At 66.7% G+C, this 15,274-nt stretch carries 16 protein-coding genes; 10 read left to right on the top strand and 6 right to left on the bottom strand.

Annotated elements, in window-relative coordinates; all coding sequences use genetic code 11:
• Positions 1-17: 17 nt before the first annotated feature.
• Positions 18-1,226 (top strand): acetyl-CoA C-acyltransferase, encoded by a 1,209-nt coding sequence (locus tag AB8808_RS10370; RefSeq protein WP_369929100.1) that lies wholly within the window; start codon positions 18-20, stop codon positions 1,224-1,226.
• Between the two features lie 333 nt (positions 1,227-1,559).
• On the opposite strand, the gene AB8808_RS10365 is transcribed toward AB8808_RS10370, so the two are convergent.
• Entirely contained in the window at positions 1,560-1,895 is a 336-nt protein-coding gene (locus AB8808_RS10365) for a tRNA-binding protein (RefSeq protein ID WP_369929098.1), read from the bottom strand.
• A gap of 250 nt (positions 1,896-2,145) precedes the next feature.
• On the opposite strand from AB8808_RS10365, the gene AB8808_RS10360 reads away from it, so the two are divergent.
• The gene (locus AB8808_RS10360; protein WP_369929097.1) at positions 2,146-2,670 is read left to right on the top strand and encodes a 3-hydroxyanthranilate 3,4-dioxygenase; all 525 of its coding nucleotides are present in this window, start codon (positions 2,146-2,148) and stop codon (positions 2,668-2,670) included.
• 56 nt (positions 2,671-2,726) lie between these two features.
• Here the strand turns inward: AB8808_RS10360 and AB8808_RS10355 are convergent, their stop codons facing one another.
• Positions 2,727-3,290, bottom strand: coding sequence for an NUDIX hydrolase (locus AB8808_RS10355; protein ID WP_369929095.1), 564 nt, complete (start codon positions 3,288-3,290; stop codon positions 2,727-2,729).
• Positions 3,291-3,431: 141 nt separating this feature from the next.
• On the opposite strand from AB8808_RS10355, the gene AB8808_RS10350 reads away from it, so the two are divergent.
• The 3 genes from AB8808_RS10350 to AB8808_RS10340 all read left to right on the top strand — a co-directional run bounded on the left by AB8808_RS10350 (position 3,432) and on the right by AB8808_RS10340 (position 7,643).
• Positions 3,432-4,403, top strand: coding sequence for a hypothetical protein (locus AB8808_RS10350; RefSeq protein ID WP_369929093.1), 972 nt, complete (start codon positions 3,432-3,434; stop codon positions 4,401-4,403).
• A gap of 217 nt (positions 4,404-4,620) precedes the next feature.
• Positions 4,621-6,111 (top strand): amino acid permease, encoded by a 1,491-nt coding sequence (locus AB8808_RS10345; protein ID WP_369929091.1) that lies wholly within the window; start codon positions 4,621-4,623, stop codon positions 6,109-6,111.
• Between the two features lie 89 nt (positions 6,112-6,200).
• The gene (locus AB8808_RS10340; protein ID WP_369929089.1) at positions 6,201-7,643 is read left to right on the top strand and encodes an amino acid permease; all 1,443 of its coding nucleotides are present in this window, start codon (positions 6,201-6,203) and stop codon (positions 7,641-7,643) included.
• 196 nt (positions 7,644-7,839) lie between these two features.
• Here AB8808_RS10340 and AB8808_RS10335 read toward each other — a convergent pair whose 3' ends face one another.
• The gene (locus tag AB8808_RS10335) at positions 7,840-8,172 is read right to left on the bottom strand and encodes a high-potential iron-sulfur protein (protein WP_369929087.1); all 333 of its coding nucleotides are present in this window, start codon (positions 8,170-8,172) and stop codon (positions 7,840-7,842) included.
• Between the two features lie 169 nt (positions 8,173-8,341).
• Between AB8808_RS10335 and AB8808_RS10330 the strand changes: the two genes are divergently transcribed.
• The 4 genes from AB8808_RS10330 to AB8808_RS10315 all read left to right on the top strand — a co-directional run bounded on the left by AB8808_RS10330 (position 8,342) and on the right by AB8808_RS10315 (position 11,382).
• Positions 8,342-8,986: a methylthioribulose 1-phosphate dehydratase gene (locus tag AB8808_RS10330; protein WP_369929085.1), complete on the top strand. Its 645-nt coding sequence runs from the start codon at positions 8,342-8,344 to the stop codon at positions 8,984-8,986.
• Complete coding sequence (locus AB8808_RS10325) at positions 8,983-9,558, top strand: 1,2-dihydroxy-3-keto-5-methylthiopentene dioxygenase (RefSeq protein WP_369929083.1); 576 nt, start codon at positions 8,983-8,985, stop codon at positions 9,556-9,558. The genes AB8808_RS10330 and AB8808_RS10325 overlap by 4 nt, the downstream gene beginning before the upstream one ends.
• A gap of 65 nt (positions 9,559-9,623) precedes the next feature.
• Positions 9,624-10,307: an acireductone synthase gene (gene mtnC / locus AB8808_RS10320; RefSeq protein WP_369929081.1), complete on the top strand. Its 684-nt coding sequence runs from the start codon at positions 9,624-9,626 to the stop codon at positions 10,305-10,307.
• Positions 10,291-11,382, top strand: a complete 1,092-nt coding sequence (locus tag AB8808_RS10315) for a C13 family peptidase (protein ID WP_369929079.1) — start codon at positions 10,291-10,293, stop codon at positions 11,380-11,382. The genes mtnC and AB8808_RS10315 overlap by 17 nt, the downstream gene beginning before the upstream one ends.
• Before the next feature lie 212 nt (positions 11,383-11,594).
• On the opposite strand, the gene AB8808_RS10310 is transcribed toward AB8808_RS10315, so the two are convergent.
• From AB8808_RS10310 to AB8808_RS10300, 3 genes are read right to left on the bottom strand one after another with little or no spacing between them, the layout of a single operon-like run.
• The gene (locus AB8808_RS10310; RefSeq protein ID WP_369929077.1) at positions 11,595-12,392 is read right to left on the bottom strand and encodes an amidohydrolase; all 798 of its coding nucleotides are present in this window, start codon (positions 12,390-12,392) and stop codon (positions 11,595-11,597) included.
• Positions 12,380-13,525, bottom strand: a complete 1,146-nt coding sequence (locus AB8808_RS10305) for a pyridoxal phosphate-dependent aminotransferase (RefSeq protein WP_369929076.1) — start codon at positions 13,523-13,525, stop codon at positions 12,380-12,382. Before AB8808_RS10305 ends, AB8808_RS10310 begins: the two co-directional genes overlap by 13 nt.
• Positions 13,526-13,534: 9 nt before the next feature.
• Positions 13,535-14,563 carry a LysR substrate-binding domain-containing protein gene (locus AB8808_RS10300; RefSeq protein WP_369929074.1) on the bottom strand — a complete coding sequence of 343 codons (1,029 nt, stop codon included), beginning with the start codon at positions 14,561-14,563 and terminating at the stop codon, positions 13,535-13,537.
• A gap of 126 nt (positions 14,564-14,689) precedes the next feature.
• On the opposite strand from AB8808_RS10300, the gene AB8808_RS10295 reads away from it, so the two are divergent.
• Positions 14,690-15,265 carry an FMN-dependent NADH-azoreductase gene (locus AB8808_RS10295; protein ID WP_369931236.1) on the top strand — a complete coding sequence of 192 codons (576 nt, stop codon included), beginning with the start codon at positions 14,690-14,692 and terminating at the stop codon, positions 15,263-15,265.
• The last annotated feature ends 9 nt before the right edge of the window (positions 15,266-15,274 follow it).

Here is a 15,274-nt window from a genome sequence, read left to right as displayed (position 1 = left end):
ACTTAAAGGAACCACCCATGAGCAAGCAAGTGCAAGATGCCTACATCGTCGCCGCCACCCGCACCCCGGTAGGCAAGGCGCCGCGCGGCGTGTTCCGCCATACCCGTCCGGACGACCTGCTGGCGCACGTCATCCGCGCCGTGATCGAACAGGCGCCCGGCATCGATCCGATGCTGATCGCCGACGCCGTCATAGGCTGCGCCATGCCGGAGGCCGAGCAAGGCATGAACGTGGCCCGCATCGGCGTGCTGCTGGCCGGCCTGCCGGAGCAGGTGCCGGGCGTCACGATCAACCGGTTCTGTTCGTCGGGCGTGCAGGCCATCGCGATGGCTGCCGACCGCATCCGCCTGGGCGAGGCCGACCTCATGCTGGCCGGTGGCACCGAGTCGATGAGCATGGTGCCGATGATGGGCAACAAGATCGCCATGAACCCGGCCATCTTCGAGAGCGACGAGAACCGTGCGATCGCCTTCGGCATGGGCATCACCGCGGAAAAGGTGGCCGAGCGCTGGAAGGTCAGCCGCGAGGACCAGGATCGCTTCGCCCTGCAATCGCACGAGCGCGCGTTCGCGGCCATCGCCGCGGGTGAGTTCAAGGACGAGATCACTCCGTTCCAGCTCGACGACCGCTATCCGGACCTCGCCAACCACAGCGTGCGCGAAGATCGCCGCATCATCGATACCGACGAAGGCCCGCGCAAGGACACCACGCTGGACGTACTGGGCAAGCTTCGCCCCGTGTTCCGCAACGGTCAGTTCGGCGGCTCGGTCACGGCCGGCAACTCCTCGCAGATGTCCGACGGTGCCGGCGCCCTGTTGATCGCCAGCGAGAAGGCGATCAAGGATTACGGCCTGACCCCGCTGGCCCGCTTCGTGGGCTTCTCGGTGGCGGGCGTGGCGCCTGACGTCATGGGCATCGGTCCGAAGGAAGCCATTCCCAAGGCGCTCAAGCAGACCGGCATCACGCAGGACCAGCTCGACTGGATCGAGCTGAACGAGGCGTTCGCAGCGCAGGCCCTGGCGGTCATCCGCGACCTCGGCCTCGATCCGTCGAAGGTGAACCCGCTGGGGGGCGCCATCGCCCTCGGCCACCCGCTCGGCGCCACCGGTGCCGTCCGCGCGGCCACGCTGATCCACGGCCTGCGTCGCCGCAAGCAGAAGTACGGCATGGTCACCATGTGCATCGGCACTGGCATGGGCGCCGCCGGCATCTTCGAAGCGCTGTAGTACCACGTGACAGCGCCGGCCCGGCCATCGCGCCGGGCCGGCGACATCGGGCCGTTAACGCCCGGCCATCGACGATGGGCCCCCGACGACCGGTCGGCCGCCCGGCCACCCGGCCACCGACGATCGGTCGGCCGCACGGCCACCGGTAGGAGCGCACGATGTGCGCGATCCGTCACCCTCACCCACGGCGAAAGAAGCCACGCGCGACAACCGTGCAGGCGTTTCCGGACGCGCACCGGAACCCCCGAACCCCGAACCCCGATTCGCGCACATCGTGCGCTCCTACGACAGCCATGTGCCGTTGTCGCATGCCGTTACGCCCCTCGCATGCCTTTACGCCATCCGCGTGCCGTTCGGCACCGGCCGCTCCGTGGTCGTGATGACCACGCCCTCGTCCGTGTGGAAGCCGGTCAGCAGGAACTGCGAGCGGAACGGGCCGATCTGTTTTTCCGGAAAATTGACGACCGCCACGATCTGCCTGCCGACCAGGTCCTGCGGCCGGTAGATCGCCGCGACCTGCGCGCTGGTCTTGCGCTCGCCGAATGGACCGAAGTCCGCCCATATCTTGTAAGCGGGCCGTCTCGCCTCGGGAAATACCTCGGCGCGGACAATGGTGCCCGCCACGATCATCACCTTCTCGAAATCGGCCCAGCTGATCTCGTCGTCCATCCTCGTCTCCTGATCCATCCTCGTCTCCCGTGTCGCCACGCCTGCGTAGGAGCGCACGATGTGCGTGATAATCGTGCGGCACCCCGGATATTGTAGGAGCGCACGCTGTGCGCGATGATCCCGCAGAACCCGCACACGGGTAGGAGCGCACGATGTGCGCGATCCCGCGAGGACCTTCAAGGGCCTGCAAAGGCCTGGTAAAAAGCATCGCGCACATCGTGCGCTCCTACACATCAGGATGACGCCGACCATGAGCCTGCCGCCGCCGATCGACCTGCAACGCTGGATTGCGGAAAACCGCGCCCTGCTCAAGCCGCCCGTCGGCAACAAGTGCATCGTCGATGGCGATTTTATCATCATGATCGTCGGCGGCCCCAACGCCCGCACCGATTACCACTATGACGAAGGCCCGGAGTTCTTCTACCAGCTGGAAGGCGAGATGGTGCTCAAGGTGCAGGACGACGGCCAGGCACGCGACATTCCCATCCGCGCCGGCGAGATCTTCTATCTTCCGCCACGTACGCCGCATTCGCCGCAACGCATGCCGGATTCGGTTGGGCTGGTGGTGGAGCGGCGACGCCTCGCGGGTGAGCGTGACGGCCTGATGTGGTTCTGCCAGCGGTGCAACCACAAACTGTTCGAGACCTATTTCACCCTCGACAGTATCGAGAAGGATTTTCCGCCCGTGTTCGATACCTTCTACCGCTCGATCGACGCGCGCACCTGCAAACGGTGCGGCACGCTGCATCCTGCGCCTGACAGGTACGAGGACTGATCGATCCTCTGGCGCGGATCGTCCATGGCCGCGACAAGTCAGGTGAAGCGGCCCGATCAGGCCGTGGTCGGCAAGTTCCCGACGGCCAGCCACTTGTCCGCCATGCGCCGCAGCGAAGGTTCGACGCTCTCGTCGTGCGCCAGATCCACAATAGGCACCCACGCAAGCGACAACGACTCCGCATTGGCAGCAAATGCCTCGTCGGCTCCCGCCACCACGACGTAACGCACATCGTAATGCCAGTGTTCCGGCTCATGGCCCCGCGCGGGAATCCGATGGGCATCCACGTCGAAGATCTCCCGCCGCACCGTGAGCCCGAGCAGGCCGGTTTCCTCTTCCGCCTCGCGTAGCGCCACCGCCGCCAGGTCCGGATCGCCATCGGCGTGGCCGCCCGGCTGCAGCCACCGGCCGAGCTTGGCATGCAGCATCAACAGCACACGCGTGCCGTCGCGGCTGACCAGCCAGGCCGAGCCGGTGAAATGGCCGTCCAGGCTTTCGCGTTCGAACGGCCGTTCACCGTCTTCCAGCCAGGCGACGCAGCGAGCGACGTCGGGCTCGCTGGGCCAGCGGTCGCCATATCGGCGCAGGGCGGACAGTAGGGCAAGGCAATCGGCAGTCATAGACGGTGATGGCGGCAAGGAGACCGCGCATTCTCGCACGTCATTTTCAGACTAATCCGATGTTATCGGGCGGGCGGAGCCGCCTAGGATGCATTTCAAGCGCATGACGCGCCTGGCAGATATCCACCCGCAAGGAATCGCATGAACGCTCATCTCCGCGCCGCCACCGCCCTCTCCTGGGTTCTTGCGGCACCGCTCGCCCTCGCCGCGCCGCCCGACACGCAGCACGCATCACCCGACTTCACCGGCCCGCTGGTGACCCCCGCCGTGAACACGATGCCGGCCGGGATGCTCAACATCGAGCCCTACCTCATCCATACCAATACCCGTGGCAGCTATGACAACGACGGGCGCCGCCGCGAACAGCATGCGATGTACCGTCAATGGCAGGTCGCCGTGCCGGTCACCTACGGGCTGACCGACAGCAGTGCCGTGCAAGTCACCCTCAACGCCTCGCGCACCTCGGGCGCCGGCCGCCATACCGACGGCCTGCGCATGGGCGACACCGTGGTGCGTGTGCAGCAGCGCCTGCGGGCACCGGCCGCGGACGGTACCGGCCTGATCCTGGCCCTGGCGCTCGCCCAGCGCCTGCCCACCGGCAGTTTCCAGCGACTCGACAACAACCCGTTGAACGCCACCGGCAACGGCGCGGCCCGCACCACGGTCAGCCTCGGCGCCCAGCAACTCCACTGGCTGGCCAACGATCATGCGGTGCGCTGGCGTGGTCAACTGGCGTGGAGCCCTTCGCCGGGCCACGTACGTGTCCGCGACAGCAGCGTCTATGCCACCGACAGCGGCTTCCGCGGCTTCGCACGACCGGGTCAGGCCTGGAATGCCACCCTCGCGGCCGAATACGTGCTCGACCGGCGCTGGGTGCTGGTCGGCGAAGCCATCTGGAACCGCGCCGGCGCCGTCGCGGTGGCGGGACACGACGAGCACGGGCGCAACGTCCGCCACCGCGTGCCCGCAGGCCACGACATCAGCCTGGCACCGGCCGTGGAGTACCACCTCAGCCCGACCATGGGCCTGATCGCCGGCGTGCAGTTCACGGTGGCCGGGCGCAACGCGGGCGACTACGTGGCCCCGCAGGCCGCACTCAACATGGTTTTCTGAAAGAGCGACATCGCATCATGCACAACCGCCGTAAGTCATGCTCGACATCCGCACCGGTACGTGCAGCGCCTTGGCGCGCATCGCATCGCAGCTTGTACGCCCAAGGCCCGCTGGGCTATGGTGCCGTGCCAGCGCTTCCGGGCAGCGGCGTGTCCACCGTGACTCACGCGGCGGTCCCAAATAATAAAAGGCTACATTCCGGCAGTAGGGGAGACACATGTTGAAACACCTGTTCGCGACGCATCCGATCGAGGCCGCGCCGCACGTTGACGCCGGTGAGCACATCGATACCAGCGCCCACGGTAACGGCGAGCTCCGTCGGGTACTCACCGCCAAGCACCTCATTCTTCTCGGTGTCGGCGCCGTCATCGGTGCAGGTATCTTCGTGATCACCGGGCAGGCCGCCGCCCTGCACGCCGGCCCCGCGCTGGTCATCAGCTTCCTGATCGCCGGTTTCGCCTGCGCCCTGGCCGGCCTGTGCTACGCCGAATTCGCGGCCATGCTGCCCGTGTCCGGCAGCGCCTATTCGTATTCCTACGCCACGCTGGGCGAATACGTCGCCTGGTTCGTCGGCTGGAACCTGGTCCTGGAGTACCTGTTCGCCGCCGCCACCGTCGCCGCCGGCTGGTCGGGCTACTTCAACGAGCTGCTCGGCATGATCGGGCACATGACCAACAGCAACCTCGCCCTGCCCACCGCGCTGGCCTCGGCTCCGTTCCAGTTCGTCGATGGCCACATCCAGGCCACCGGCACGCTGATCAACCTGCCGGCGGTCTGCATCATCGCCGCGCTGTCGGGCCTGTGCTACGTCGGCATCACGCAGTCGGCCTTCGTCAACTCGATCATCGTGGCGATCAAGGTCACCGTGATCCTGCTGTTCCTGGCGTTCGCCGTGCAGGTGATCAACCCCGCCAACTGGCACCCGTTCATCCCCGCCTCCGAAGGCCCGGGCACGTACGGCTGGGGCGGCATCTTCCGCGCCGCTACCATCGTGTTCTTCTCGTATGTGGGCTTCGACGCGGTATCGACCGCCGCCGGCGAAGCGAAGAACCCGCAGCGCGACATGCCCATCGGCATCCTGGGTTCGCTGGCCCTGTGCACCGTGCTCTACATCGCCGTGGCACTGGTACTCACCGGCATCGCCCCGTTCCGCATGCTGAACACGCCGGAGCCGGTAGCCACCGCGCTCAGCCTCTACCCGCAGCTGTCGTGGCTGAAGGCGCTGGTGATCCTCGGCGCGATCACCGGCCTGTCGTCGGTCATCCTGGTGATGCTGATGGGCCTGCCGCGCATCTTCTTCTCGATGGCGAAGGACGGCCTGCTGCCGCCCACCATGGCCAAGGTGCACCCGAAGTTCCGCACACCCTATGTCGGCACCGTGATCGTCGGCGTCGCCGCGGCGGCCATGGCCGGCCTGTTCCCGGTGAGCGTGCTGGGCGAACTGGTCTCCATGGGCACGCTGCTGGCATTCGCCACCGTGTGCATCGGCGTGCTGATCCTGCGCTACACCCGCCCCGAACTGAAGCGCAGCTTCCGCGTGCCATTCGTGTGGCCGATCTGCATCATCGGCGCGCTGGCCTGCGTCTATCTGTTCTGGCAGGCGTTCGAGGAACACTGGCGCCTGATGTGCGGCTGGATCGTCATCGGCCAGGTCATTTACTTCGGCTACGGCTACGCGCACAGCAAGCTGCGCAAGTCGCTGGCCTGATCCTCGCGCGAACGTAAAAGGCCGGCGGGCTCCCGCCGGCCTTTTACGTTTACGGCTATCCTCTCCACGTCACTTCCTCCGGGCCGCCCATGCTCACCCAGCTACTCGCCAAGAAAGCTCCCCAGGCCGAACCCGACGACGCTCACGGTCCCGCGCTCAGGCGCACGCTCGGCCCCTGGGGGCTCACGGCACTGGGTATCGGCGCGGTCATCGGCGGTGGCATCTTCGTCATCACGGGTGTCGCCGCCGCGGAACATGCCGGCCCGGCCATCATCATCTCGTTCATCCTCGCCGCCATCTGCAGCACCTTCACCGCGCTGTGCTATGCCGAGTTCGCCTCGATGATCCCGGTTTCGGGCAGCGCGTATTCCTATGCGTACGCCACGCTGGGCGAAGGCGCGGCATGGTTCATCGGCTGGAACCTGATCCTGGAATACGGCGTGTCCGCCTCGGCGGTGGCGGTCAGCTGGACCGGCTACTTCGTCAGCCTGCTCGATCATGTCGGCATCCATATCCCGACCGCGCTGACCAACGCCCCGCTGGATTTCATCGACGGCCATTTCGTCTTCACGGGTGCCCTGTTCAACCTGCCCGCGGTGGGCATCACCCTGGCGCTCACCTGGCTCTGCTACGTGGGCATCAAGGAGTCCACGGGCATCAACATGGCGATGGTGCTGCTGAAGACGGCGCTGATCATCGTGGTGATCGTGGTGGGCGCCAGCCATATCGACACGGCCAACTGGCACCCGTTCATCCCGCAAAACCAGGGCGGTGACAAGTACGGCTGGTCTGGCATCCTCCGTGGTGCCTCGATGGTCTTCTTCGCCTACATCGGCTTCGAGGCCACCTCCACCGCGGCGCAGGAATCCAAGAACCCGCAGCGCGACATGCCCATCGGCACGCTGGCCTCGCTGGCGATCTGCACCGTGCTGTATATCGCCATGGCCGCCGTGCTTACCGGCCTGGTGCCCTTCGCGGAACTGGGCACCTCCGAGCCGGTGGTCACGGCCATCCGCCAGCACCCGGAACTGGGCTGGCTGCGCGGCATCGTTGAAGTCGGCGCGCTGATCGGCCTGTCGTCGGTGGTGCTGGTGATGATCATCGCCCAGCCGCGCATCTTCATGATCATGGGCCGCGATGGCCTGATGCCGAAGGTGTTCACCACCATCCATCCGAAGTACCGCACACCGCACATCAACACGGTGATTACCGGCGTGGGCATCGCCCTGCTGGCGGCGGTGTTCCCGCTCAACCTGCTCGGCGACCTCACCTCGATGGGCACGCTGGTCGCCTTCTGCGCGGTATGCGCGGGGGTGATGATCCTGCGCAAGACGGCCCCGGGACTGCCGCGGACCTTCCGGGTGCCCTTCGCACCGGTGACGTGCGTGCTCGGAATCCTCAGTTGCGTCGCCCTGCTGTGGTCGATGGGCGTGCGCAATTGGGTACTGATGGGCGTGTGGACCGTGCTCGGTCTGGTGATGTACGTAGCCTACGGATATCGCCACAGCCGACTTAGAGCTGGCTCGAAGTAGTTTTCACAACTCATTGATTTATTGCATTAAATGAGTCAAGCACGACCGTCATTTAACTGCCATTGGCCGGCTGCGGCGGGAGGGGAGTATGATCCTCAGTCCGCGGGTAAATCACTTGGCAGTGGGCCCCGGATTGCCGCCCGGCGCGTTGGGAGGGTCAGCTCCTCGACCCACGCGCCGGGTGGCATTTTGCTTTTCAGATCATGACGGCATGGGACACGCACCAGCCCTTGCTGGCCACGGCCTTGCCGGGGAACAACTGACATGGCCCCCAGGCGGCATCGGCCTTGCCCTGGTAGAAGTTGCAGTTGAAGCAGGCGTCCTTCGAGGTTGCCCGGCCGGCGGCCTTGCTGGCGTCCTCGGTGTACTTCAGCGCGGCGGCCGTCGGGTCGGTCGGGGCCAGATGAGGCAGGTCCTGGGCCACTGCGGCGCGCGGCAACGTGCCCAACACGGCCGCGGCGGCCACGCCGCCCATGGCGGCCTTGAGGAAGCGGCGACGCCCCTCCATGTTCTCGGTGTCTTGCGACATAGGTGAACCTCCGTCGATGATGATCCGGCCCGCGGGCCGTACGGCCGGGATCGTACGCGCTTTGCCGAAAGGCAGTGGTTCGCATTACGCGCCAGGCCCGGTCCGGGTCGCCGCGGGACCGTCATCCCCGCGTGGTACACTCCCCATCCGTTTGGACGTCCAAATCCCCATGCCGACCACCCTGCCCCCCATCGATCCCGCCCTGCTCGCCGACCACGCCGACGCCATCGCCGACGCCGCGCGCGAGCTGGCATCGCTGGGCTGGACGCCTGCGACCAGCAGCAATTTCTCCATGCGCCTGGACGATACGCTGGCGGCCATCACGATCTCGGGCCGCGACAAGGGCCGGCTGGGCCGCGACGACATCATGGTGGTGGACATGCAGGGGAAGGCGGTGGGCTCGGATAACCGGCCTTCCGCCGAGACGGGGCTGCACACGCAGGTATACCGTCGTTTTCCCGAGGCCAGCGTGGTGCTGCATACCCATTCGCGCACGCAGAGCGTCTGCTCGCGGCTGTTCGCCACCGAGGGCCGGGTGCGTCTGGAAGGCTGGGAACTGCAGAAGGCCATCACCGGTTACACCACCCACGAGAGCGTGCTCGAAATCCCCGTCTTTCCCAACACCCAGCACATGCCGGAACTCGAAGCCCGCGTGGATGCCTGGATAGACGCCGGCAAGCCCCTGCATGCCTACCTGATCGACGGGCACGGCATCTACACCTGGGGTCGCGACATGGCCGAGACACGCCGGCACCTGGAGGCCCTGGAATTCCTGCTGGGCTGCGAACTCGACCTGAGGAGGCTTTCCCCATGAGCCGTCTGCGTATCTACGACGACCACACCCACGACGCACCGGTCACCGTGCACGACGACCACGCCGCCATTGCCGCCGCGCTGCAGGCCGTCGGCGTACGGTTCGAGCAGTGGGAGGCCACCCAGCCGATCGCCCCCGGCGCCTCGCAGGACGAGGTCATCGCCGCCTATCGTGCCGACATCGACCGCCTGATGGCGGAGAATGGCTACCGCTCGGTCGATGTGATCAGCCTCAAGCCCGATCATCCGGACCGTGCCACCTTCCGGCAGAAGTTCCTGAACGAGCACACCCATAGCGAGGACGAAGTCCGCTTCTTCGTGGCCGGCGCCGGGCAGTTCACCCTGCATATCGACGGCCGGGTCTACGAGGTGCTTTGCGAGAAGGGCGACCTGATCGGCGTGCCCGACGGCACGCCTCACTGGTTCGACATGAGCGAATCGCCCTATTTCGTGGCGATCCGCCTGTTCACCAACACCGAGGGCTGGGTAGCCGATTTCACCGGCACCGACATCGCCGAGCGGTTTCCCCGCATGACGCCCCACGACTCGGCCAAGGAAACCGGCACGGCGTAAGCCGTTCCTCGGAGGGTCGCGGTCGTTTATCCTGCGGAGTCTCTCCGGCCCACAGGCTTCCCCGCATGTCCGATATCCGCGCCGTCCTCACCGACATCGAGGGCACCACCAGCTCGATCGACTTCGTCAAGGACGTGCTCTTCCCCTATGCGCGGCAGCACCTGCCCGCCTATGTGGAAACGCACACCGACGTGGCGGAGGTGCAGCACTGGCTGCACGAGGCCGCCAGGGAAGCCGGCATCGTCGAAGCCACGCGCGGCGAGATCATCGACCTGCTGATCCGCTGGATCGACGAGGACCGCAAGTCCACCGCGTTGAAGGCCCTGCAGGGGATGATCTGGCGCGAAGGCTACGAGTCGGGCGTGTACACCTCGCACATGTATCCCGAAGTAGCGGCGCGGCTGCGCGCCTGGCATGCGCAGGGGCTGCGGCTCTACGTCTACTCGTCCGGCTCGGTGCCCGCGCAGAAGCTGCTGTTCGGCTTCACGGAATACGGCGACCTCACGCCGCTGTTCAGCGATTACTTCGACACCCAGACCGGGCACAAGCGCGAGACGGCTTCGTACCGCAAGATCGCCGAGGCGATCGGCCTGCCGCCGGCCCAGATGCTGTTCCTGTCCGATATCCGCGAGGAACTGGACGCCGCCCGCGAGGCGGGTATGCGCACCATCCAGCTCGTACGCCCGCCGCAGGCGCTGGTGGAAGCCGGACATCCCGCCGTTGCCGATTTCGATGCCATTGTCCCCTGACCCGCGTCGCCGCACGGCGATCTGGGCCCTGGCGGCCTTTGCCGCCGGTGCGCTGGGAACCGTAGGCATTCTGCAACTCGGGCCAGCACGGCCCGTCACGCAGCCCGTGGCCGCGGCCGGACACGCCCTGCCCGCCGCTGGCTCGACAGCACACGCCGTCCGCGAGACGGGCACCCACCCCGCGGCCGCATCATCCATGACGGCCGTGACCGACCCCGCGGCGGAGCCGGATGCGGACGCCCCGACGCTCCTGGACGACAGCGCCTGGCCCGGCGACGCACCCACGCCGGAGCAGGTCTTCGCCGCCCAGCCGGCACAGATGAAGGCGTCGCTTTCGCGACTGGCACGCCGCACGCCCGGCAAGACCAATGTGTATGCCATCGCGTTTGCCGGCGACGGTTCGGAAAGCGTGTTCCGCAACGAGGCGGAATACCTCGACCGCCTGATGACCACGCGCTTCGGCAGCCCCGGCCACACGCTGGTGCTGGAGAACCATCCGGCCACGCTGTCGAGTCACCCGCTGGCCAGCTGGACCAACCTGGAGGCGGCACTGAATGGCCTGGCCAGCGTCATGGACCCCAGGGAAGACGTGCTGTTGCTCTACATCGCCACGCACGGCGGCAGCGACCATTCGCTGCTGGTGGACATGGACCCGATTCCGCTGGACCAGCTGGACGCCGACGGCCTGGCCGATATATTCGCCAGCCATCCGTTCCGCTGGAAGGTGCTGGTCGTCAACGCCTGCTACTCCGGCGGTTTCGTGCCGAAGCTTCGCGGGCCCGGCACCCTGGTGATGACCTCGGCACGCACCGACCGCACGTCGTTCGGCTGCGGCAGCGATTCGGACATCACGTACTTCGGGCGCGCCTGGCTCGCCGACGGCATCAATGTCACGCCCGATTTCATCGACGCCTTCGGCAAGGCCAGGGCCGAGATCGCCGGCTGGGAGACCAGGGATTCGCTCGAGCCGTCGGAGCCGCAGATCGATATCGGCGAGGGTATCCGGGACAAACTCGGCGCATGGCGCAAGGCGACGCCGGTCGGCCCGGTGGTTCCGTTCGCGCCTGCTAAATGAAGCGGCGCGTCGTGGCAAACGCCGGGCCTTCGGCGGCAAACGCCAGGTCGTTGTAGGAGCGCGCGTTCGCGCGCGACATCTTTTCGCGACAATATATGGATGCTGCGCGCCAGCTCGCAGGCACGGCCTCCAACGATGTCGCGCGCGAACGCGCGCTCCTACACGCCGGTCACGGCTCCCTCAGCGTGAGGGTGGCGCCCCTAGCGTGAGAGTCAGGGAATCAACGAAAACGCGTCGGCGTCCATCCAGGCGGGGAAGCGTTCGCGGTGCGCCTGCAGGGGGGCCGGGTCGAGCACGGTGGTGACCACCTGCTCCTGCGGGCCCAGTTCCAGCAGGGCTTCGCCGATCGGGTCGATGATGGCGCTGTCGCCCGCGTACGGGTGGTCGTTGCCGTCGATACCGACACGGTTCACGCCGATCACATAGGCAAGGTTCTCGATGGCGCGTGCGCGCAACAGGGTGCGCCACGGCTGCCGGCGCGGCGCGGGCCAGTTGGCGACGAACAGCGCCAGGTCATAGTCCATGCCGCCCTCCGCCTCCGCACGCCGGCCATTGCGCAGCCAGACGGGAAAACGCAGGTCGTAGCAGACCTGCGGCAGGATGCGCCAACCCTTCAACGTGACGAGCAGGCGCTGGTTGCCGCCGCCGTAGCGCGTGTGTTCGCCGGCCATGCGGAACAGGTGACGCTTGTCGTAATACGCCAGCGAGCCATCCGGCGAGGCCCAGATGAGCCGGTTGTAGACCGTATCGCCCTCGCGGATCACCAGACTGCCGGTGAGCGTGGCATTTACCTCGCCGGCCAGGTCGCGCATCCAGGCGACGCTGGTGCCATCCATCGTCTCCGCCTGGCCCAGCGCGTCGTTGGTGAACCCGGACAGGAAGGTTTCCGGCAGCACGATCAGATCGCTGGCGGCGGCCGAGCGCACCAGGGCGCCGTAATAATCGCGGTTGGCCGCGGCGTCGTGCCAGCGCGTGGCGCCCTGGACCAGGCTGACGGTCAGAGTTTGCACAGCAGCTCCGCGGCGGCTTCCATCGTGGCGTCGTTCTTGGCGAAGCACAGGCGGACCAGGCGGGTGCCCGGCGCCGTCTCGTAGAACGGACTGAGCGGGATGGCGGCCACGCCTCCCTCGCGCACCAGCCATTCGCTGAAGGCGATGTCGTCGACGTCGCGGATCGCGCTGTAATCGACCAGCTGGAAATACCCGCCCGGCACGTCGAGCAAGGTCAGCCGCGACGGCGCCAGCAATTCGCGGAAGCGATCGCGCTTCGCCTCGTAGAAGGCCGGCAGTTCGAGGTAATGCTCCGGGCTGGACTCCAGGAACTCGGCAAACGCCCACTGCGCCGGGTTGAACGTGCAAAAGGTGATGTACTGGTGCACCTTGCGAAATTCGGCTGTCAGCGCCATGGGCGCGATGGCGTAGCCGACCTTCCAGCCCGTGCAGTGGAACGTCTTGCCGAACGAGGACACCACGATGCTGCGCGCGGCAAGCTCCGGATGGCGCAATACGCTCTGATGCTCCGCTCCGTCGAAGACGATGTGTTCGTAGACCTCGTCGGACAGCACGACGATGCCGGTGTCGCGAACGATCTCGGCGAGCTGGTCGAGATCGACACGCGTGAGCACCGCACCGGACGGGTTGTGTGGCGAATTGACGAGGATCATCCGGGTACGCGGCGTGATCGCCTCGCGCACGCGCTGCCAGTCGATGCCGAACGCAGGCAGCGTCAGCGGGATATGCACGGCGACGGCGCCCTGCAGTTCCACGGCCGGCTCGTAGCTGTCGTAGCAGGGGTCGAAGAGGATGACCTCGTCGCCCCCGCGTACCACGGCGGCGATGGCGCAGAACAGGGCTTCGGTGGCGCCGGAGGTAACGGTCACCTCGGTATCCGGGCTGACCCGGTGACCGTAGAGGCGCTCGGTTTTGGCCGCGATCTGCTCGCGGAGTTTAGGAATGCCGATACCGGGCGCGTACTGGTTGCGGCCCTCGGCCATGGCCCGGGTGACCGCCTCGCGCAGGGCCTGCGGCGGCTCGAAGTCCGGAAAACCCTGCCCCAGGTTCACCGCCTTGTGCTCCAGCGCCAGCTGGCTCATGACACTGAAGATCGTGGTGCCGACCTTGGGTAGCTTGGTTTCGAGCTGCATCGAACGCCCTTATTCGTTTGGACGGCCAAACGCCGCCGGTTGCTCCGATCCTACCATGCGGGCGATCTGCAATGCCCCCGCCAGGCCGGGATCGACGGCCACCTTCTCGCACTCGCGGCGAAAATCCGAGCGTGCCTTGGGCAGCCGCTCGGCCAGGAAGTCGACGAAGCTGCGGATCGCCGGCAGCAGGCCCCGGCGGCTCGGATAGACGAAGTGCAGGGTGCCCTGCGCCGTGGTGTATTCCGGAAGCACCCACTCCAGCTGGCCCGCGGCGATCATCGGCCCGCAGTATTCCTCAGGCAGCAGAGCCACGCCGCAACACTGCAGGGCCGCCGAGATCAGCACCGAGAAGTCGCCGCTGATCAGGCGCGGCCTGACCTCCACCGCGGCTTTCTTGCCCTGCGCGTCCAGCAGTTCCCAGATCTGGGCTCCCTCGTGTTCGAACATCGACAGCGCCGGCAACCGCGACAGCGCTTCCAGCGTGGTGGGCCTGCCGTGGGTGTCGAGGAATTTGGGGCTGGCCACGAGCAGGCTGCGTGCGTAGCCGAAGCTGCGCAGCACCAGCGTGGCGTCGGTGTCGAGCTTTTCGCGCACGCGTATGGCCACGTCGAAGCCCTCGCCGATGAGATCGACGCGGCGGTTGGTGGCGGTGATTCGCACCTGCACCTTGGGATGCTCGAGCAGGAACGCCGGCAGCATCGGCCCCAGTACGTTCTGGGCCAGCGAGATCGGGCAGCTTACCCGCACCACGCCTCGTGGCTCGGTACGCAGCTCTTCCACGGCATCCTGGGCCGCGCGGGCTTCTTCCAGCACAGCCCGACAGTGCTGGAAGAAACGTTCGCCGATCTCCGTGACAACGAAACGGCGGGTGGTGCGCTGCAATAGCCGTACGCCCAGACGGTCTTCCAGCTGGGCGATGCGCTTGCTCAGGCGCGACTTGGGGATGCCCAGCGCCCGGCCGGCCGCGGAAAACCCGCCGTGCTCCACCACCGAGGCGAAGAAATAGAGGTCGTTCAGGTCCTGCAGCGCGCCTTCCATCGGTAGCCCGTCGTTTCTCGTTTAGAACAATGAGTCTACGACAAGCCGCCTAATCGGCGCAGCGTCCCCGGCGTATCGTCGTAACCATGTCGCCGCGGCGGCCCCTTCGAGGAACACCATGAACTCCTGCATATCGATTCGAGCGCGCTGGGCGCGTATTCGGTCTCACGCGGTCTCACCGCCGCCGTGGTCGCGGAATTCGTCGCAAGCCATCCGGGCGTGGCGGTGACCTACCGGGATCTGCACGCCGACGCCCTGCCCCACTGGACGCCCCCGACAGGCGAGAACGATCCCCAGTCCGCTGTCAACGCCGCGGTACTGGAGGAATTCCTGGCGGCGGATGTCGTCGTCCTCGGCGCGCCCATGTACAACTTCGGCATCGCCAGTACGCTCAAGGCCTGGATCGACCGCATCAGCGTGGCCGGCAAGACGTTCCGTTATACGAGCGCCGGCCCCGAAGGCCTGGCGGGCGGCAAGCGGGTGATCATCGCGTCGTCGCGCGGCGGGGTTTACGCGAATGGCGCACCGGCGGCCGGCCTGGACTTCCAGGAACCTTACCTGCGCACCCTGCTCGGCTTTCTCGGCGTCACTGACATCGAAGTAGTGCGCGCGGAGGGCATCGCCATGGGCGACGAGCATCGTGGCCAGTCGATCGACAGCGCGATGGCTGCTATCGATGACGTGGTGCGAAAGGCGGCCTGATACCGGCGA

The sequence above is a fragment of the Xanthomonas sp. NCPPB 2632 genome (genome assembly GCF_041228075.2).
In the GTDB taxonomy this organism is placed as follows: domain Bacteria; phylum Pseudomonadota; class Gammaproteobacteria; order Xanthomonadales; family Rhodanobacteraceae; genus Luteibacter.
This window is presented reverse-complemented; position numbering and strand designations above follow the sequence as displayed.

Excerpts from the sequence above, each read along its gene's own strand:
- AB8808_RS10345 (WP_369929091.1), top strand. The coding sequence starts at position 4,621 with ATGTTGAAACACCTGTTCGCGACGCATCCGATCGAGGCCGCGCCGCAC.
- AB8808_RS10330 (WP_369929085.1), top strand. The coding sequence starts at position 8,342 with ATGCCGACCACCCTGCCCCCCATCGATCCCGCCCTGCTCGCCGACCAC.
- AB8808_RS10315 (WP_369929079.1), top strand. The coding sequence starts at position 10,291 with ATGCCATTGTCCCCTGACCCGCGTCGCCGCACGGCGATCTGGGCCCTG.
- AB8808_RS10350 (WP_369929093.1), top strand. The coding sequence starts at position 3,432 with ATGAACGCTCATCTCCGCGCCGCCACCGCCCTCTCCTGGGTTCTTGCG.
- AB8808_RS10335 (WP_369929087.1), bottom strand. The coding sequence starts at position 8,172 with ATGTCGCAAGACACCGAGAACATGGAGGGGCGTCGCCGCTTCCTCAAG.
- AB8808_RS10340 (WP_369929089.1), top strand. The coding sequence starts at position 6,201 with ATGCTCACCCAGCTACTCGCCAAGAAAGCTCCCCAGGCCGAACCCGAC.
- AB8808_RS10325 (WP_369929083.1), top strand. The coding sequence starts at position 8,983 with ATGAGCCGTCTGCGTATCTACGACGACCACACCCACGACGCACCGGTC.
- AB8808_RS10305 (WP_369929076.1), bottom strand. The coding sequence starts at position 13,525 with ATGCAGCTCGAAACCAAGCTACCCAAGGTCGGCACCACGATCTTCAGT.
- AB8808_RS10365 (WP_369929098.1), bottom strand. The coding sequence starts at position 1,895 with ATGGACGACGAGATCAGCTGGGCCGATTTCGAGAAGGTGATGATCGTG.
- AB8808_RS10300 (WP_369929074.1), bottom strand. The coding sequence starts at position 14,563 with ATGGAAGGCGCGCTGCAGGACCTGAACGACCTCTATTTCTTCGCCTCG.
- AB8808_RS10360 (WP_369929097.1), top strand. The coding sequence starts at position 2,146 with ATGAGCCTGCCGCCGCCGATCGACCTGCAACGCTGGATTGCGGAAAAC.
- AB8808_RS10355 (WP_369929095.1), bottom strand. The coding sequence starts at position 3,290 with ATGACTGCCGATTGCCTTGCCCTACTGTCCGCCCTGCGCCGATATGGC.
- AB8808_RS10370 (WP_369929100.1), top strand. The coding sequence starts at position 18 with ATGAGCAAGCAAGTGCAAGATGCCTACATCGTCGCCGCCACCCGCACC.
- mtnC (WP_369929081.1), top strand. The coding sequence starts at position 9,624 with ATGTCCGATATCCGCGCCGTCCTCACCGACATCGAGGGCACCACCAGC.